The sequence below is a fragment of the Arthrobacter sp. CAN_A2 genome, from assembly GCF_015752045.1.
In the GTDB taxonomy this organism is placed as follows: Bacteria; Actinomycetota; Actinomycetes; order Actinomycetales; family Micrococcaceae; genus Arthrobacter_D.
Genome location: NZ_JADOUS010000001.1, coordinates 370,670 through 389,195, shown reverse-complemented (window position 1 = coordinate 389,195; position 18,526 = coordinate 370,670). Strand labels below are relative to the sequence as shown.

General features: G+C 70.6%; 14 protein-coding genes. 7 read left to right on the top strand and 7 right to left on the bottom strand.

Annotated elements, in window-relative coordinates; all coding sequences use genetic code 11:
- Window positions 1-148: 148 nt before the first annotated feature.
- Window positions 149-1,021: a general stress protein gene (locus tag IWX63_RS01690; RefSeq protein ID WP_199276401.1), complete on the top strand. Its 873-nt coding sequence runs from the start codon at window positions 149-151 to the stop codon at window positions 1,019-1,021.
- Window positions 1,022-1,138: 117 nt separating this feature from the next.
- On the opposite strand, the gene IWX63_RS01685 is transcribed toward IWX63_RS01690, so the two are convergent.
- Window positions 1,139-2,719 carry an aminopeptidase P family protein gene (locus tag IWX63_RS01685; protein ID WP_199276400.1) on the bottom strand — a complete coding sequence of 527 codons (1,581 nt, stop codon included), beginning with the start codon at window positions 2,717-2,719 and terminating at the stop codon, window positions 1,139-1,141.
- A gap of 145 nt (window positions 2,720-2,864) precedes the next feature.
- Here IWX63_RS01685 and IWX63_RS01680 point away from each other — a divergent pair, with 145 nt between their 5' ends.
- Both IWX63_RS01680 and IWX63_RS01675 read left to right on the top strand, forming a co-directional pair.
- On the top strand, window positions 2,865-3,707 hold the full coding sequence (locus tag IWX63_RS01680; RefSeq protein ID WP_199276399.1) for a PHP domain-containing protein: 843 nt from the start codon (window positions 2,865-2,867) through the stop codon (window positions 3,705-3,707).
- Between the two features lie 830 nt (window positions 3,708-4,537).
- On the top strand, window positions 4,538-6,121 hold the full coding sequence (locus IWX63_RS01675) for an HNH endonuclease (RefSeq protein ID WP_334685567.1): 1,584 nt from the start codon (window positions 4,538-4,540) through the stop codon (window positions 6,119-6,121).
- A 373-nt stretch (window positions 6,122-6,494) separates the two neighbouring features.
- Here the strand turns inward: IWX63_RS01675 and IWX63_RS01670 are convergent, their stop codons facing one another.
- From IWX63_RS01670 to IWX63_RS01660, 3 genes are all read right to left on the bottom strand, one after another.
- A complete protein-coding gene (locus tag IWX63_RS01670) occupies window positions 6,495-7,364 on the bottom strand; it encodes a DNA-methyltransferase (RefSeq protein ID WP_334685545.1) in 870 nt (289 codons plus the stop codon).
- A 6-nt stretch (window positions 7,365-7,370) separates the two neighbouring features.
- Window positions 7,371-9,092: a DEAD/DEAH box helicase gene (locus IWX63_RS01665; RefSeq protein WP_442859082.1), complete on the bottom strand. Its 1,722-nt coding sequence runs from the start codon at window positions 9,090-9,092 to the stop codon at window positions 7,371-7,373.
- Window positions 9,093-9,442: 350 nt separating this feature from the next.
- The gene (locus IWX63_RS01660; RefSeq protein ID WP_334685543.1) at window positions 9,443-10,987 is read right to left on the bottom strand and encodes an RNB domain-containing ribonuclease; all 1,545 of its coding nucleotides are present in this window, start codon (window positions 10,985-10,987) and stop codon (window positions 9,443-9,445) included.
- A 123-nt stretch (window positions 10,988-11,110) separates the two neighbouring features.
- On the opposite strand from IWX63_RS01660, the gene IWX63_RS01655 reads away from it, so the two are divergent.
- Window positions 11,111-11,950 carry a ferritin-like fold-containing protein gene (locus IWX63_RS01655; protein ID WP_199276398.1) on the top strand — a complete coding sequence of 280 codons (840 nt, stop codon included), beginning with the start codon at window positions 11,111-11,113 and terminating at the stop codon, window positions 11,948-11,950.
- Window positions 11,951-12,085: 135 nt separating this feature from the next.
- Here the strand turns inward: IWX63_RS01655 and IWX63_RS01650 are convergent, their stop codons facing one another.
- Window positions 12,086-12,310 carry a DUF3107 domain-containing protein gene (locus tag IWX63_RS01650; protein ID WP_199276397.1) on the bottom strand — a complete coding sequence of 75 codons (225 nt, stop codon included), beginning with the start codon at window positions 12,308-12,310 and terminating at the stop codon, window positions 12,086-12,088.
- A gap of 48 nt (window positions 12,311-12,358) precedes the next feature.
- A complete protein-coding gene (locus tag IWX63_RS01645) occupies window positions 12,359-12,979 on the bottom strand; it encodes a TetR/AcrR family transcriptional regulator (protein ID WP_334685542.1) in 621 nt (206 codons plus the stop codon).
- A gap of 94 nt (window positions 12,980-13,073) precedes the next feature.
- Between IWX63_RS01645 and moeB the strand changes: the two genes are divergently transcribed.
- Complete coding sequence (moeB, locus tag IWX63_RS01640; RefSeq protein WP_199276396.1) at window positions 13,074-14,303, top strand: molybdopterin-synthase adenylyltransferase MoeB; 1,230 nt, start codon at window positions 13,074-13,076, stop codon at window positions 14,301-14,303.
- Between the two features lie 54 nt (window positions 14,304-14,357).
- Here moeB and IWX63_RS01635 read toward each other — a convergent pair whose 3' ends face one another.
- Window positions 14,358-15,737, bottom strand: a complete 1,380-nt coding sequence (locus IWX63_RS01635; RefSeq protein ID WP_199276395.1) for a glutamyl-tRNA reductase — start codon at window positions 15,735-15,737, stop codon at window positions 14,358-14,360.
- A 182-nt stretch (window positions 15,738-15,919) separates the two neighbouring features.
- Here IWX63_RS01635 and hemE point away from each other — a divergent pair, with 182 nt between their 5' ends.
- Together hemE and hemG are read left to right on the top strand one after the other, a co-directional pair.
- Complete coding sequence (hemE, locus tag IWX63_RS01630; protein WP_199276394.1) at window positions 15,920-16,981, top strand: uroporphyrinogen decarboxylase; 1,062 nt, start codon at window positions 15,920-15,922, stop codon at window positions 16,979-16,981.
- 2 nt (window positions 16,982-16,983) lie between these two features.
- Window positions 16,984-18,510 (top strand): protoporphyrinogen oxidase, encoded by a 1,527-nt coding sequence (gene hemG / locus IWX63_RS01625; protein ID WP_334685541.1) that lies wholly within the window; start codon window positions 16,984-16,986, stop codon window positions 18,508-18,510.
- The last annotated feature ends 16 nt before the right edge of the window (window positions 18,511-18,526 follow it).

The window sequence follows — 18,526 nt, the reverse complement described above, 5'->3', positions numbered from 1 at the left end:
GCTATCGGGCGTGGCACGACACGGGGGCATCAGGATCGATCGGGGCGGCGGCCGTCCAGCCGGCGGTCAGCGCACCATCAGCGGACTGGCAGTTCTCTCCCGGCGATATGCCTCCCATCGGCGGGGGCGTTAGGCAAGAATGGGGGGTATGTCGACACCACCACTTGGAACCACCGCCTCTCGCGACCTCGGCCGGGTACTTCCCACGGGCGAGCCGATCGGCCGGTACACCAGCTATCTCGACGCCCAGAAGGCCGTCGACTACCTCGCCGACAACAAGTTCGCCGTGCAGCGGGTAGCGATCATCGGCAACGACCTGAAGACCGTGGAGCGTGTGACCGGACGCCTCAGCTACCCCCGGGTGGCGCTCGGCAGTGCGGCGACCGGAGCCTGGTTCGGGCTCTTCGTGGGACTGATCCTGAGCCTGTTCGCGGACAGCGAGTCGGGGATCACGATCTTCTCGTCGATCGCCCTCGGTGCCATCTTCTGGCTGCTCTTCGGTGTCATCACCTATGCGTTCCAGCGGGGCAAGCGCGACTTCACCTCGACCAGCCAGGTGATCGCCACGAGCTATGACGTGATCGTGGAACCGGAGCTCGCCGCGGAAGCCCGCAGGCTCCTGCAGCAGCTGCCCATGAACGGCCAGGCACAGCACCCGGGCGCCAACCCGTCGGGCTGGGGGCAGGCGCCGGGCCAGCAGCCGCCGCAGCGCCCCGCTTCGTGGAACGACCCCTACGCGGGCCCGCAGCAGCCGCAGCCCCAGCAGCCCCAGCAGCCGCAGCCTCAGCAGCAGCAGCCCGTCACCGACGAGAGCCAGACCGCCGGACCCGGTACCACCGGCCCCCGGCGCGGACAGTTCCCCGACCTTCCGGATGGACGGCCGCAGTACGGCGTACGGCTGGAGGGCCAGCAGCCCGGAGAACCCTCGGCGCCGAGCGGAAACCCCTCCACCGGAGAGCCCGGACCCCGCGCGGACGACGACGGCGGGCACGGCTCGAGCGCGGCGGGCGGACAGCGCTAGATCCTCGGGCGACGGCGGACGTCGGCACCAGCGACGGCGCCTGTCGCGGGGACAGGACGAAGGCAGGGACCCGGTCCGGGTCCCTGCCTTCGTCCTGTCCGGCCGTGGGTCGGGTGGCTACTCGCCGGTGCTGCCCCAGATGCCGCCCATCCAGTCCTCGACGTCCCCGGGGGTGCGCGGCAGGGCCGCGCTGAGGTTGACCGGGCCGTCGGCCGTCATGAGGATGTCGTCCTCGATGCGCACGCCGATCCCGCGGTACTCCTCGGGCACCGCGAGGTCCTCGGCCTTGAAGTAGAGGCCCGGTTCGATGGTGAACACCATGCCCTCGGTGAGGACCCCGTCGAGGTAGAGCTCACGCTTCGCCTGTGCGCAGTCGTGGACGTCCATGCCGAGGTGGTGGCTCGTGCCGTGCGGCATCCACCGCCGGTGGTGCTGGCCCTCGGGTGCCAGTGCCTCCTCGAGCGTGACGGGCAGAAGCCCCCAGCTGTCGAGGTTCTCGGCGAGCACGGTGACCGCGGCGAGGTGGATCTCCCGGAACTTCCGGCCGGGCCGGGCGGCCGCGAAACCGGCGTCGGCGGCGTCGAGCACCGCCTGGTAGATCCTGCGCTGCACCTCGGTGTAGCGCCCGTTCACCGGCAGGGTGCGGGTGATGTCGGCGGTGTAGAGGCTCTCGGCCTCGACGCCGGCGTCCAGCAGGATCAGCTCGCCGGCCCGGACGTGCCCGGTGTTGCGGATCCAGTGCAGCGTGGTGGCGTTGTTGCCGGAGGCGGCGATGGTGTCGTATCCGAGATCGTTGCCCTCCTCACGGGCGCGGGTGAAGAAGGCGCCTTCGATGACGCGCTCGCCCCGGGGGTGGGTGATCGCGCGAGGGAGGGTCCGGACCACCTCGTGGAAGCCCTCCACGGTTGCGGCGACCGCCGCCTCCATCTGCTCGATCTCCCAGGCGTCCTTGACGAGACGCAGCTCGGAGAGCACCTCGGCCAGCACTGCGTCGAGGGCGTCGGCCTTCTCGAGGTCCACCCCGGTGTTGATGCGCGAGGTGTCCACGAGGGCGTCGGCGTTGAAGTCGACCTCGCGGAGCAGCCGGATGCCGACGCCGCCGATCTCGACCACGCCGGCGTCCTTCGTGATGGCCACCTCGAGCCCGGCGAGATCGGCGGTCCGCAGCGCGAGCTGGGCCTCGATCTGCGCCATCGACAGGCGCTGACCGATCCAGAACTCGCCGTAGCGCGCGTTCGCGTAGAACTCGTCGCTGTCGCGCCCGGCGGGTTCGCGGAAGTACAGCGTGGCGGTGTGGTTGCCGCCGTCGTCGCCCGCTCCCTGCTCCACGGGCTCGAGGACGAGCACGGCGTCGGGCTCGTGGTCCAGGCCGAGGCCGGTCAGGTGTGCGAAGCCGGAGTGCGGGCGGTAGCGGTAGTCCGTGTCGTTCGAGCGGACCTTGAAGGGGCCCGCGGGGACGACGACGCGCTCGCCGGGGAAGCGGTCGGAGATGGCGCGACGGCGACGTGCCGCGTGCGGGGCGACAGGCGAGGCGCCCGGAAGCTGCTCTTCAGCCGGTGCCCAGTTGCTCGCCATGAAGGCCTTGAAGGCCTCGGAGTCGGGCCGCTGGGACCGGTTGTCGTTCCGGTCCGACAGGGGCTGGCCTTCGGGGGAGTCGGTGGGATTCAGGGATGCGGGGGCGGTGTCGTCAGAGCTCACCCCGTCATCCTCCCACCGCGACTGCGCCACGGGAAAGTCCGAGCGGGACCGTCGGCTTCGCTCCGCTCGATGCACTGGCACTGATCGTCACGCCGTTCGATGCGGCGCGCGCCGGGGCGGAGGAGTTCCAGCGTAGATTGGTCCGGTGAGAATCGATCTGCACACGCATTCCAACGTCTCGGACGGCACCGAGGACCCGGAGGTCCTCATCGCGTCGGCGGCAGCCGCGGGCCTCGACGCCGTCGCGCTGACCGATCACGATTCGACTGCCGGCTGGGACCGGGCCCTGGCCGCAGCCGCGTCCCGCGGGATCGCCTTCATCCCGGGAATGGAGGTGTCCTGCCAGACGGACACGGGCATCAGCGTGCATGTGCTCTCCTACCTGCATGACCCGCTGCACACCGGGCTGCTCACGGAGATCGGGAAATCACGGACGGCTCGCCTGACGCGTGCACGCCGCATGGTCGAACTGATGGCGGAGGACTTCCCGATCACCTGGGAGCTCGTGGAGCAGCATGTGACGGAGGGCGCTACCGTGGGGCGGCCCCACATCGCCGATGCGCTGATCTCGCTCGGCATCGTCACCACGCGTTCCGAGGCCTTCGAGCGCATCCTGACCGCGCGCTCGCCCTACTGGGTCAGCCACTACGCACCGCATCCCGCGCTCGCCGTCGCCCTCATCCGCGACGCCGGGGGCGTCCCTGTCTTCGCCCACCCGTCGGCCTTCACCCGCGGGGCCGTGGCGGGTGGGGCCGTCCTCGACGAGATGATCGACGCCGGCCTGCTGGGCCTCGAGGTGGAGCACCGGGACAACCCGGAGAGCGCGCGCGTGAAGCTGCGGGCGATCGCGCGGGACCGCGGGCTCCTCATGACCGGCTCGAGCGACTACCACGGGCTCGGGAAGCCGAACCTGCTCGGCGAGAACACCACCACGGCCGAGACCCTCGACGCCATCCAGGCCCTCGCCACGGGTGCGTCGGTCGCCTAAGGCCCGGTTCGGCAGTAGGTGCGGTGGTCCTCCGATGAGGGTCTCGACGCGCTGCACGCCCGCTTCGGCGTCCTTTCCCCACATCTGACGCGCCATGGTGCCATCGAAGAATCCGGATCCTGGAGACCCTGAGCATCGATGAATCATGTCTCCCGTGAGTACTCGTAGCGACCTCATAATGTCGGTGGCGGCGGGGAGAATTCAGTATGGACAGCAGCAGGAATGCTCCACTCGACACCACCGATACGGGTGGGCTATCGCGGCGGGCCGGCGCCTCGTCCGATCTGATCCAGTCGATTGCTGTCCCATCCGTCGTTGTCCCGGCGGCGATGCTTCCCGGTGACTCTGTGCAGGATCTGATCGACCTGGTGGCGTCCCTTCCGATGGGCCCGGGGCGTGCTGAACTCATCCGGCAGCTGCGCGAATTGATTCATCAGTTCAGCGCTACCGGGTCCGGTGGTGCTGCGCACGAGGGTGACGGCCCGCCGGCCTCTGTCCCGCCGGACCGCGTCGCAACTGCTGTTGTCCCGTCGCACTCTGTCCCGTCGGACCGCGTCTCACCGGGTGTTGGTCCGTCGGCCTCTGTTCCGCTGGACCGCGTCGCACCTGCTGTTGTCCCGTCGGCCTCTGTCCCGTCGGACCGCGTCGCACCTGCTGTTGTCCCGTCGCACTCTGTCCCGTCGGACCGTGCCCCGTCCACCCGGAGCGCCTTTGCCGCGATCTCTTCTGATGCTGTCCCGTCCGCCGCTGGCCTCGCTGGTGTTGTCCCGGCGGGTTTCGTGCGGGTGGGTTGTGTGCGGGACCTGATCGTCGCGCTGGCCTCCTTCCCGATGCCGTCGGATGGTTCGGGGTTGATCGATGAGGTTCGGGACCTGGAGGAGTTGAAGTCCATGCTCGCCGCTCGGCAGGCCCGGGATGCGGTCGCGTTCGACCTCGACCAGCGTCGGTCCCAGGCCGCCGCCGGTGTCCCGGTCGCCGAACAGGGCAAGGGTGTGGCCGCGCAGATCGCCCTCGCCCGGCGTGAGTCCCCGGCTCGCGGTGGGCGGTTGCTGGGGATGGCGAGGGCGTTGGTCACGGAGATGCCCCACACTCAGGCCGCTTTGGAGGCGGGACTGTTGAACGAGTGGCGGGCGACCCTGCTGGTGCGGGAGATTGGCTGCCTGTCGGCGGCGGATCGGTGCGCGGTCGATGAGGAGTTGGCGCCGGACACGGGGACGTTCGAGGGTGCCGGGGACCGGCAGATCGCCGCCGCGGCGCGGGCGGCGGCGTATCGGCGGGATCCCCGCTCGGTCACCCAGCGGGCCAGTCACGCGGCGTCGGAGCGGCATGTGAGTCTGCGTCCGGCCCCGGACACCATGACCTATCTGACCGCCCTGCTGCCCGTGGCCGAGGGGGTGGCGGTGCACGCGGAGCTTTCCCGGCACGCCGACGCCTGCCGGGCGGAAGGCGATCAGCGCAGCCGGGGGCAGTTGATGGCGGATGCGCTGGTGGAGCGGACCACGGGCACCCCGGGTGGTTTCTCCCGGGTCGAGGTGCAGCTGATCATGACGGATAGGACCCTGCTCCAGGGCGACAGCGAACCGGCCCGGCTGCCCGGCTACGGCATCGTCCCCGCCCGCAGGGCGAGGGACCTCCTCCTTTGGGAGGCGGGGCGGCCCGCAGACGGAAACGCGTTCCAGCGTGCAGCGACTGAGCCCACCGGGCCCTCGACCGGCCCAGCGTTCCAGCGCTCATCGGTGCGGTCCGCCCTGCAGCCTGGGACGCAACCCGGCGGGCAGGCAGGCGGGCAGGACCGCGGCGACGACGCCGAGCACGCCTCCCCACCGGCAAGCGACCCGCTGATCGGTCAGGCCGCCGGATCCGCATCAGGTAACGCGTCCGATCCATCAACCCGTCAAGGGTTCGAGGTGTGGCTCCGGCGTCTCTATACCGCTCCTGGGAGTGGGGAGCTGGTGGCCGTCGACTCCCGGGCACGGTTGTTCACTCCCGGGCAGCGGCGGTTCATCCAGGCCCGCGACCATCTCTGCCGGACCCCGTACTGTGACGCGCCGATCCGCCACTACGACCACATCATCCCCTGGCACACCAACGGGCCCACGAACCTCACCAACGGCGCTGGACTGTGTGAGGCCTGCAATCACACCAAGGAACTCCCGGGCTGGAAGGCTAGACCGCACCCAAATTCCGTGACCAGCACCGCCCGGCATGTCGTTGAGGTCCACACGCCAACGGGGCACACCTACCACTCCACAGCACCACCCCTCCCCGGCACCAGCCACAGCAGTTCCAGCACACCCGATGACCCACCCGCACACCAGCGTCGGACCGACCGCCGCAGGATGAAAGCGCTACGACAGGCACAGCGGGCTGAACGCGCAGAACTGCTCCTCGCCGGACCGACCGACGCAGGATGAAAGCGCTACGACAGGCACAGCGGGCTGAACGCGCAGAACTGTTCCTCGCCGGACCGACCGACGCAGGATGAAAGCGCTACGACAGGCACAGCGGGCTGAACGCGCAGAACTGCTCCTCGCCGGACCCGGCCTGCAGTAACAGCGGTCCAGGAGAGTGCCTGGTAAGGACAGACGCGCGTCGAAGAATCAGCAGCCAAGCCGCCAAACCGACGATCGAGGGGTCCATCGGCGCTAGCCACGTCCGCACGCATCGCCGCACGGGACCGTGGACGAACGTGGACCCCTGGCGCTCATCACGATCAGGACCTATCCGTCGGCCGCCGCAGCCGACATTCCAAGGAGGCCGTGGACCCGGTGCCCGAAACCGAAGGCGTCAGGTCCAGGGCGCGAGGCGTGCGCGCATGACGTCGACGGCCTGCGGATTGCTGTCCACGCACACGAAACGGCGGCCGAGCTTCCCCGCGACGGCGCCGAGCGTGCCGGACCCCGCAAAGAAGTCCAGCACCCAGTCGCCCTCACGGCTGCTCGCTGCCACCGCACGACGCAGCAGGCCCTCAGGTTTCTGGGTGGGATAGCCCGTCTTCTCCCGACCAGTGGGGGACACGATGGTGTGCCACCAGACATCCGTCGGCAATTTGCCGAGGGCCGCCTTCTCGGCCGTCACCAGGCCCGGCGCCATGTACGGCTCGCGGTCCACCTCGTCGCTGTTGAAGTGGTAACCCGCCGGATTCTTGACGTACACGAGGATGTTGTCGTGTTTCGCGGGCCACCTGCGTTTGGCCCGGGCACCGTAGTCGTAGGCCCAGATGATCTCATTCAGGAAGCAGTCCCGCCCGAAGAGGGCGTCCAGCATCACCTTGGCGTAATGCACCTCGCGGTAGTCCAGATGCAGGTAGAGGGTTCCGTCGTCGGCCAGGAGCCGCCAGGCCTCGGCGAGGCGTGGCGCCAGGAAGTCCCAGTAGTCCTCGAAGGCGTCGTCGTAGCTCGCGAGCACTCCTTTGACCGTCGAGTAGGACATGCCCTTGAAGCCCACGCGGTCCCCGGCCCCCTCGACCGCCCGCACCATGGTGGTCTGCTGGCGGCGCTGCACCCGCCCGGTGTTGAACGGCGGATCCACGTAGATCATCGTGAAGGCGGCGTCGGGCAGCAAGAAGAGGTACTCCGCATTGTCCGCGTGCACCACGAGGTTGGCGCCGTCCGCGCTCCAGTCGGGAGCCACGGACGGAACGGGAAGATCGGTCACCGAGCGCTAGTCGTCTGCGCCGCCGGCAGGATTCGCGACGACCTCGCCGTTGCGTCGGCGGGTCCGGCTGCGCCGCGGCCGGTCACCCGACGGTGCGTCGCCCTCGGCGGCACGACGGCGTCCCCCGCCGTCCGTGGCGCCATACGCGACGGACGACGATGCTGCCGGAGCGCTCTGCGCGGCCGGTGCGTCGGCGTCCTGGCTCCGGTTGCCCCCGCGGGCGCGGCGCGACCCGCGTGAGCCATCGCTCGACCCTTCGCCGGCGTCGCTGTCGCGGCGCTGGCCACTGCGTCCGCCCGACTGCGAACGCCCGCGTCCGCCGTCACGCCCGCCGTCGTTCCTGCCGTCGTTCCTGCTGTCGTTCCTGCCGTCGGTGCGTCCATCCGGGCGACCGCCGCGCTTGCCGGTCTCACCGAGGTCCTCGAGTACTTCGGCGTTGATGCCCGCGAGCCTGCGGTCCTTGCGGGGGAGGCGTCCCTTGGTGCCCTCGGGGATGTCGAGCTCGGCGTACAGGTGCGGTGATGACGAGTAGGTCTCCACAGGCTCGGGCGAATCCAGTCCGAGAGCCTTGTTGATGAGCCCCCAGCGCGGGAGGTCGTCCCAGTCGACGAAGGTGACCGCCGTACCCTTCTTGCCGGCGCGGCCCGTGCGGCCGACCCGGTGCAGGTAGGCCTTCTCGTCCTCGGGGCACTGGTAGTTGATCACATGGGTGATGTCCTCGACATCGATGCCGCGGGCTGCGACCTCGGTGGCGACGAGGACGTCGATCTTGTCTCCGCGGAAGGCGCGCAGCGCCTGCTCGCGGGCGCCCTGGCCGAGATCGCCGTGGATGGCGCCGGCCGCGAAGCCGCGGTCGATCAGCTCCTCGGAGAGCTTCGCGGCGGTGCGCTTGGTCTTGCAGAAGATGATCGTGCGTCCGCGATGGCGGGACTGGAGGATCCGGGCGACCACCTCGGCCTTGTCCAGGTTGTGTGCGCGGTAGATGACTTGGCGGATGTCCTTCTTGGTGATGCCCTCGTCCTCGGGATCCGCGGCCCGGATGTGCGTGGGCTGCGTCATGTAGCGGCGGGCCATCGCGATGACGGGGCCGGGCATGGTCGCGGAGAACAGGAGTGTCTGGCGCACCGGGGGAGTCGCCGCGATGAGCGTCTCGACGTCCGGCAGGAAGCCGAGGTCCAGCATCTCGTCGGCCTCGTCCAGCACCACGATCTTAACGTTCTTCAGGACGAGCAGCTTCTGCTTGTACAGGTCGATCAGGCGTCCGGGCGTGCCGACCACGATCTCGACGCCCCTCTTGATGGCCTCGATCTGGGGCTCGTACGCGCGTCCGCCGTAGATCGTGACGATGCGCGCGTTGCGCTTCTTCGCCGCCGTCATCAGGTCGTTCGCGACCTGGACCGCGAGCTCACGGGTCGGCACGACGACGAGCGCCTGCGGGGCACCGGGGACCGGGAGCCGGTCGTAGCCCTCGTCCTCCGGGCCGACGACGCGCTGGATCGCCGGGATGCCGAATCCGAGGGTCTTGCCCGTGCCGGTTTTCGCCTGGCCGATGATGTCGTGGCCACCCAGGGCGATCGACAGGGTCATCGCCTGGATCGGGAACGGGTGGATGATGCCGGCGTCGGCGAGGGACTCGACGATGTCGGGGCGGACGTTGAAGTCCGCGAAGGTCTCCGGCACGGCCGCGTGCGGCTCCGCGGTGGTGACCAGCGTCTCCTCGACGTCGATGGCGTCGGGGGAGTTGTCCGCGACGAGGTGGTGGCCGTCGGCTGCCGCGGTGTCGCCGGCGCCTATGTTCGTATCGTGGTGTGTGTTCTGCACGTTCTACCGTTCATTCAGGCCGAGCGGCCGCTGAGGCTCGACGCATCGAATGGGATTCATCCGATGCGGAGCGTATCGGCGGGCGCAGGGCGTCCAGTGGAAGCCGATCGCGGGCTTGCGACTGCGTGCGGGCTGCGGAGTGAGACCTGCGCCTGCGGGGAACTCGGGATCGAGGAGGTACTGCGGGTTATCGAGGGATAACGACCGGGCATCCATTACTACGTGTCAAGCCTACCCTGCCTGCCCCCTGCGCGGCGTCATCGCGCGCTGCGTGCGGGCGCGTCCGTCGGCTTCACCTCGAAGCGGATGCGCCGGCGCGCGATGTCGGCTTCCAGCAGGACCACCGTGACGCGCTCCCCGGCCACCAGTTCGCCGTAGCAGGTCGCCTCGAGTGCGGGTTCGGTGACCTGCACGGTCCCGGACAGGCGGGGTGCCTGCTTCCCCGGGGCGTCCTCGATCGCCGGGGGTGAGCCCTGCAGGACGACGGCGGAGAAGGCCTCGCCGACGCGGTTGCTCAGCAGCGCGGCCTGCACCGCGTCCATGGCCCCCGAGTCCAGCCGGGACGCCGTCTGGTTCGAGGACGCCATGAGGGCATTGAGTTCCGGCAGCGCCTGCCGGACCCAGGCGGGTACCTCGCTGCCCCTGCAGAGCGACTCGCACGTCACGAGCACGAAGCGGTCCACGAGCCGGCGCAGGGGAGCGGTGGCGTGCGCGTACGGTGCGGCGATGGCCGACTGCACGACGGCGTCCGGCACCTCGCCGTCGAACGCCGTGTACCCTGCCCCGCGGAAGAGCGACGCGGCCGCATGCATGAGGGCGAGCTGGCGGGGGACGGCGACGTCGAGGGTGCGGAGGAAGGCGCCGTAGGGCATGTGCGCGGGCCAGGGGTGCTCGAGCGCCTCGGACTGGCGCCGGAACTTGCCCAGCGCACCCTCGTCCGGCTCGGGCATGGTCCGCAGGATGCCGATGCCGCCGTCGATCATCATGCGCGCCGCGGCCATGCCCGTCATGAGCGAGATCTGGGCGTTCCAGTCCTCGCACGGCAGGGCCGGTTCCGTGACGATGCCGTAGCTCCCGCCCTCGTAGGTGATCTCCTGCCGCGGCAGGTTGAGGCTCGCGCCCCCGCGGTCGAGTTCCTGCCGGATCCGGAGGAGGCCGATCTCCTGCAGCAGCCCGAGTTGCCGGTCGGCCGTACCGGCATCGATCTCCGCCTGCACCTGGGCGTACGTGAGTTGGCGGCGGCTGCGGACCGTCGCACGGCGGACCGTCGCGGATTCGACCGTCGCCGCGTCGTCGAGCAGGAAATGCCAGACGAAGGCGGGGCGGTCGCGTTCCGGGAGCAGGCTCGCGGCATCCTCGGACACGACCTCCGGGTGGAGTGAGATCCGACCGTCCGGCGCATACAGGGTCTGCCCGCGGAGTCTTGCCTCGGCGTCGATCGCCCCACCGGGACTCACGAAGAGCGGTACGTCGGCGATGGCGTACCAGACCTCGTAGCCCGGGGCCTCGCCGTCGGCTGCCTCGTCGCCGTCGCCGGCCCGGCTGACTCCTGTGCCCCGGCGACGCGCGAGGTGCACGGCCTGATCGAGGTCGGTGGAGCCGGGCGGGTCGATCGTCAGGAAGGGCAGGGCGCGGAGGTCGGCGGACGGCAGGTCATGCGCGGCCACCGAGGCGTCTGCCTCCCGCAGGACGTCCTCGGGGAACTGTTCGCGGATGCCGAGGTCCTCACGGAGGGATCGCAGCGACTCGGTGAGGCGCTGGTGGGACTCCCGATCCCTGAGGTCCATATGCTGTGCGGGCACAGGCAATACGGTAATGCACGTCACAGACATCGGGCAGGGGCACCGCGGTGCGGTGACCGGCCGAGGGTCCCGCGTGCCGCCGCACGGCTTGCCCGGAAACCGGGATTGCGTACTCTTAGCAGAATGACTAACGGCTACCCCGACAGCAAGGCCGTCCCCGCCGCGGGGCTGAAGCACCCTGCGACAGCCTCCCCGTCGACGCGGACCGCGGCATCGCCGCCGGCGGCCGAGGGGGTGCAAGCGACCACCTCCGATCCCCTACCCGCCGCTCCCCTACCCGCCGCTCCGGCGAGTGCGGCCGAAGATGCCCTCGCGAATCCCCGCTATGCGCAGTTCGTCACCGATCTGCTCGGCGTCATCGCGTACGGGGAGCTCTCGGGTTTCGAGCGGCTGTCCTCGGACGCACGCTTCTCGCCGAGCCTCGGCGACCGTGCGAGCCTCGGCCGCCTCGCCGTCCAGGAGTTCGAGCACTTCGAGATGGTGGGACGATTCGTGGGCGAGCTCGGCGTCACGATCGAGGAGGCGATGGCACCGTTCCAGCCCTCGATCGACGCCTTCCACGAGCGCACGCGCCCCGGCGACTGGTACGAGTCGCTCATGAAGGCCTATGTCATCGATGCCTTCTCCGGCGACTTCTACCGGTCCCTGGCCGACACCCTCGACCCGCGGACGCGCGAACTCATCAGCACCATCGACTCCGGGGAAGGGGCTGCCCATCTGCAGCGCCGCCTGAAGGAGGCTCTCTCCGACGATCCCCGCCTCGCCTCGCGGCTCGCACTGTGGGGCCGGCGGCTCGTGGGCGAGGCGCTCACCCAGGCGCAGCGTGTGGGGATCGAACGCGAGTACCTGGCAGGCCTCCTGTTCGCCGATGAGGCGGACCACACGCAGCACACGACGGCGCTCTTCTCCCAGCTCACCCGCAATCATTCGCGCCGCATGAGCGCACTGGGTCTCACGGCGTAGCTCCCGCCCGCAATCCGACACGTCCCGCACGCCGGGAAGTCCCTGACGCGGGAAGACCCGCGGCCGATGGCCGCGGGTCTTCGTGTCGCCGGTGTTCTTCCTCGCCGGCCGTCCTGCAAGGGTGTGGCTTCCGTGCTAGAGCGCACCGAACCCGACGCGGCGGGTCTCTTCGGCGCCGATCTCGACGTAGCCGAGGACGCCCGTCGGTACGATCACCAGGCGGCCCTTGGAATCCTTGAGCCGCAGCTCCGTGCCGCCGCCCAGGGCCTGCCCGACGAGCTCGGCGATGGCGTCCGCACTCTCGGAGGATTCGAGGATGATCTCCCGGTTGACGTTCTGGATACCGATCTTGACTTCCACGGCGCGTGCCTCCTGTTGTGTGAGCCTGTTGCTGTCTCGAAACCTACCCTAGATCTCCTTGGGGAAACGGCTGATTCCGCGCCAAGCTAAACGGTAGATCAGCTCCGCCGCGGCATCGATGTCCAGGCTGCCGTCGGTCTCCAGCCAGTAGCGCGCGCTGATCTGCGCCATGCCGGCCAGCCCGCGGCCCAGCAGGGTCGCCTCCACCATCGACAGCTGGGTGTCGCCGGCGATCACCCCGGCGATCGCACCTGCGAACTGGGCGTTGAAGGCCTCCAGCCTGCTGCTGACGTCGGGCTCGTTGCTGATATCCGATTCGAAGACGAGCCGGTGCGCCTTGCTGTCCTGGGCGATGAACTGGAAGTAGGCGCGCATGGTCGCGTGCACGCGCAGCTTGTTGTCGTCGGTGGAGCGCAGCGCATCGACGAGCAGTTGCGTCAATTCTGCGAGGTGGCTGTCCAGCAGGGCGAGATAGAGGTCCCGCTTACCCGGGAAGTGCTGGTAGAGCACGGGCTTGCTCACCCTGGCCGCCACCGCGATGTCGTCCATGGCGGCCCCGTGGTAGCCGTTGCTGACGAAGACCTCCTGGGCTGCCGCCAGGAGCTGGCGTCGGCGCTCGTCCCGCGGAAGCCGGACGGCCCGTCCTGCGGCGGTCGGTTCAACACTCACGTGGGGCGATCCTCGGTTCAGTGGTCAGGGGTCGGTCCAGTTTACCCAGCCGCGCCGGCTGGCCCGGCCCCGCCGGGGCGGAATACCCTTGGGCATGACCGCTTCCACTTCGTCCGTGCACGCTCCCGACAGCACGGCGGTCCTGCCGCCCCTGGTCGACGCCGTCGGGAGCCTGACGCGGGAGGAGACGCTGCGCTACTCGCGGCACCTCATCATCCCCGGGTTCGGCACCGAGGCCCAGCTGCGGCTGAAGAACGCCCGCGTCCTCGTGATCGGTGCCGGCGGGCTGGGTTCACCCGCACTCCTGTACCTGGCGGCGGCGGGCGTCGGCATGCTCGGCATCGTGGACGACGACGACGTCGAACTCTCCAACCTGCAGCGCCAGGTCATCCACGGGGTCCCGGACCTCGGCCGGCCGAAGGCCGAATCCGCCCGCGACAGCATCCTGGCACTGAATCCGCTGGTCGAGGTGGTCCTGCACGGGGAGAGGCTCGACCGCTCCAACGCCCTCGAACTCTTCGCCGGGTACGACCTGATCGTCGACGGCACGGACAACTTCGCCACGCGCTACCTCGTCAACGATGCTGCCGCCATCCTCGGCAAGCCCTACGTCTGGGGGTCCATCCTGCGCTTCGACGGCCAGGTCAGCGTCTTCTGGCAGGACCGCGGCCCGACCTACCGCGATCTGTACCCGGACGCCCCGCCGCCCGGCTCCGTGCCGTCTTGCGCCGAGGGCGGCGTGCTGGGCGTCCTGTGCGCGCAGATCGGATCCGTGATGGTGAACGAGGCCATCAAGCTCATCACCGGTGTCGGCAGGACGCTCCTCGGCAGGGTGCTGGTGTTCGACGCCCTCGACATGAGCTGGCGGGAGGTGCGCGTGAGGCCGGACCCGACGGCTCCGCGGATCACCGAGCTGGTCGACTACGAGGAGTTCTGCGGACTGTCGTCCGCGTCCGCGGCGACGGGGGAGCAGACGGAACAGGATCCGGGAGAGGTGCCCACCGTGTCCGTCGAGGAGCTCGCGGAGCTGCTCGCCGCGCGGTCGGCGGGTGCCGCGGATTTCGACCTGCTGGACGTCCGGAACCCCGAGGAGTACGCGATCGTGAGCATCGACGGCGCGGTGCTGGTGCCGACACACCTGATCCTCGACGGCGCAGCGGCCGTGGACAGTACCCGGACGGTCTACGTGCACTGCAAGTCCGGCGTCCGTTCCGCCGAGGTCGTCCGCCATCTGCGCAGCAGGGGCCACCAGGACGTGTGGTCGGTGGACGGAGGCATCATCGAGTGGGTGCGGGCCATCGAACCGCGGAAGATGACGTACTAGGAGCCGTCAGGACCCACCGGCACCCGAGGTTCGGGGACCGCACGACTCGGGCGGTCAGGCGCTTTGCGCGGGCCGCTGGTGGTCGACGGGACACACGGCACCCTCGGGATGCACGTGGTCTGCGTGCGGACCGCCGGTGGGCGCTCCCGTGACCGGGGCGGCGGGTGCGACCGACGGAGCGGGCATCACATCGATGCCGTAGAGGGCCTCGAGGGCCGCGGTGTACTCGTCCTGGCGCCCCTCGGCGGCAAGCTCGCGGGCCCGCACGGTGGGGACGTGCAGGAGCTGGCGCACCATGCGGCGAAGGGCGAACTCGACCTCCTCTGCGGCGGCCGTACAGCCGTGCTGGGCGCGGACGCGCTCCATCTCGGCGTCGAGGACGGTCTGCGTGTGCTGGCGGAGGGCCACGATGGCCGCGTTCATCGCCCGCGTGGCCTGCTGTTCCTCGAAGGAGCGGGCGGCCTCGCGGACGAGGTCGCCGGCCTGTGAGAGGGCGTCGGCCTGCTCCTCGGGGGCGGCAGCGCGGACGGACTCGAGCGTGATGAGCTCGACGTCGTCGAGGTTCGCGACGGCAGGGTCGAAGTCGTGGCTCAGGGCGAGGTCGATGATGACGAGCGGGTGGTCGCTGCCCTCGCGCACCTTCTCGATATCGGCGGCGTCGATGCGGGCGTCGCTGCCGCTGCAGCCGATGACCACGTCCGCCCGGCGCATGGCACCCGGCAGGTCCGAGGCGGCGAGCGCGGTTCCTGCGCGGGTGGCGACGAACGCCTCGGCCCGGCCGGAGGAGGAGAAGACCGAGATGTCGGTGCAGCCCTTGTCCTTCAGGGTCGCCATCGTGGCGCCCGCATAGGCTCCCGTCCCGAACAGCACCACTGTCTTGGCCGCCCAGTCGGGATCCTCGGAGAGGTCACCGGCCAGTTCGAGGGCGACGGACACGATGGACCGTCCCCGGCTGCCGAGCGCCGTCTGCGCACCGACGTCCTTCGCCGTCCGGGATGCGGCCTGGAAGAGGCGGACGAGGCCGCCGCTGGCGGCACCGGAGCCCTGGGCCTCGATGAGCGCCCGCCGGACCTGGCCGGCGATCTCCCGTTCGCCGATGACCGCGGAATCGAGACCGGCTCCGACGGCGAAGAGGTGTTCGGCCACGTCCTGGCCGGTATGCGTCTCGAACGACGAGGAGACGGACTGCTCGGGGATCCCTGAATACTCGCTGATGGTCGCCACGATCGCGGAGCGGGCGGCCTCGACGTCCTCCTCGGACGGGGCCTCGGCGTAGATCTCGAAGCGGTTGCAGGTCGCGAGGACCACGGCGCCCGTGACGGACCGGTCTCCGGCAAGCGCGACGGAAGGGACCTGGGGGGCCCCGACACTGAGTCGGGCGACGGTTTCCAGGTCCACGTTCGAATGGGTCGCGACAAGCGATAGAAGTACCACAGCGCTCCGATCATATCGAGGACAGGGTCCCTCCACCGAATAGGCAAGGCTTACCCGACGCTTGCTTTCCGCGGGCTCCCGCGGATTATTGCCCCTCGCCGACAGGGTGATGTTGGCCACGCCAGGCCCGCCCGGGCGCTTCCGGTTATCCATCCGGGAGGAACTTCGGCAGAATCGGCGGTATGGACCTTGGAGCATCGCACCCGCTGGTCGACGGACGCACGTCCGGATCGGCCCTCATCTCCGCCTACCGGGGCCAGGCTCCGCATCGGCGCCCCGTCTGGTTCATGCGGCAGGCCGGACGGTCGCTGCCTGAGTACCGCGCCCTGCGCGAAGGCACCAACATGCTCGAGTCCTGCCTCGATCCCGAGATGGCGTCGGAGATCACACTCCAGCCCGTGCGCCGGCACGACGTGGACGCCGGCATCTTCTTCTCCGACATCGTGATCCCGCTCAAGCTGGCCGGGGTGGACGTCGACATCGTGCCGGGGGTGGGGCCCGTCCTCGGTGCTCCCATCCGTTCCGCCGCCGATGTCGCCGCGCTGCCCACGCTGACGGACGAGGCGCTGGAGCCGATCCGCCGGGCCGTGGCGCTGACGGTGGCCCAGCTGGGATCCACTCCACTGATCGGTTTCGCGGGCGCCCCGTTCACGCTGGCGGCCTACATGGTCGAGGGCAAACCCTCCAGGGACCACCTCGGTCCCCGCACCATGATGCACGCCGACCCGGACGCGTGGCGTGCCCTGACCGAGTGGGCGGCGGACGCCTCCGGCATGTTCCTGCGCGCCCAGCTGGAGGCCGGTGCCAGTGCCGCCCAGCTGTTCGACTCGTGGGCCGGCTCCCTCGGCCTCGCGGACTACCGGCGCCATGTGGCGCCGGCCTCCCGGAGGGCCCTCGACCACGTCCGGGGCCTCGGCGCGCCGCTGATCCACTTCGGGACCGGCACCTCGGAGCTGCTCGTGGCGATGCACGACGTCGGGGTCGACGTCATCGGCGTCGACTACCGGCTGCCGCTGGACGAGGCGAACCGTCGCCTCGGCGGGACGGTACCCCTCCAGGGCAACATCGACCCGGCCCTGCTGCCCGCCCCCTGGCCCGTCCTCGAGCAGCATGTCCGGGACGTCCTCGCCGCCGGGGCGTCCGCTCCGGGACACGTGGTGAACCTCGGGCACGGCGTCCCGCCCGAGACGGATCCGGAGGTCCTGACGCGCGTCGTCGAACTCATCCACTCCGTGGAGCCGTAGCCGTGACGAGGGCGGCGCGGCCGGACGGAGTCCCGGCGGAACCGGAGGGGACGCCCGCGACGCCCGAGCGCGCCCGCCCACGGACGGTCGTCGTGGTCGGCGGGGGCATGGCGGGACTCGTCGCGGCGCGGACGCTCGTGCAGCGGGGGCTGCGCGTCACCGTCCTCGAGAAATCGGACCGGTTCGGCGGCACGGTGGACAGCCGCGTGCTCGGAGGCTTCCAGCTCGACAGCGGCGCCGAATCCTTCTCCACTCGGTCCGTCACCGTTCCCGCGCTCGCGGACGAGCTCGGGCTGGGCGGGCGCATCGTCACCCCCGACGCCTCGGGTGCCTGGGTGCAGCTGCCCGGCAAGGACCTCCAGGCAGCCGCGCAGCCGCTGCCGAACTCCGGCGTCCTCGGCATCCCCGCAGACCCCTCCGACCCCTCGATCGGCGCGATCCTCGGCCGCGCGGGCTCCCTCCGGGCAGCCCAGGACACGGTCCTCCCGGTCGGCTCCCTCGCCACCCGCCCCGGGGTCAGCCTCGGCGAACTGGTGCGGACGAGGATGGGCGAGGACGTCCTCACCCGCCTCGTGGCGCCCGTCGCGGGTGGGGTCTTCTCCGCCGATCCTGACGACCTCGACGTCGACTCCGTGGCGCCGGGACTGCGCGCGACCATGGGCCGTGTGGGCTCGCTCGGTGCCGCGGCGGGCGCCCTGCGCCGGGCCGCTCCCGCGGGTGCCGCCGTGGGCGGCCTCGCCGGCGGCATCGCCCAGCTCCGCGACGCCCTCGTGCAGCGGCTCCGGGAGGACGGGGCGGACCTGCGGACGAACGAGCATGTCAGTGGCCTTGCCCGCGCGGGTGCCGGCTGGATCGTGACGACGGACCATTCGGCCCTCACACGACGCCTCCCGGCCGACGCCGTGCTCCTGGCCACCGAGGGCAGGAGTGCCGTCGATCTCCTCGTCCCGTCTCTTCCCGCCCTGGCGGGAGAGCGCCCCGACGCGGTGCCCGGCGTCGCCCTCGTCACCCTGGTCGTCGACGTCCCGGAGCTCGACGCCCGGCCGCGGGGCACCGGGGTGCTCGTCGCCCGCGGGGTCGCGGGGGTCGCGGCGAAGGCGCTCACCCACGCCACGGCCAAGTGGGCGTGGTTGCGGGACCAGGCCGGGCCCGGCTCGCACGTCCTCCGGCTGTCCTTCGGCCGCGTCGGGGACGAGCCCACCGCCGTCGGGCTCGCGACGCCCGACGGCGTCCTCTACCGCCACGCCCTCGCCGACGCCTCGACCCTGCTCGGTGTGCCCATCGGGGAGGCCGACGTGCTCGACTGGGACGTGGTGCGCTGGGCCGGCGCCCTCCCGCACGCGTCCGTGGGACACCGTGAGCGGGTCGCGCGCATCCGTGCCCTCGTCGCGGGGCAGTCGGCGTCACTCGCCGTGACCGGTGGATGGCTCGCCGGGACGGGACTGGTCGCCGTGATCGACGACGCCCGGGCCCGCGCCGACGCGCTCGCGGACGCCCTGACCGGGGGCGGTCGGACCCCCGTCGTGTGACCTTCGTCTCTTCTAC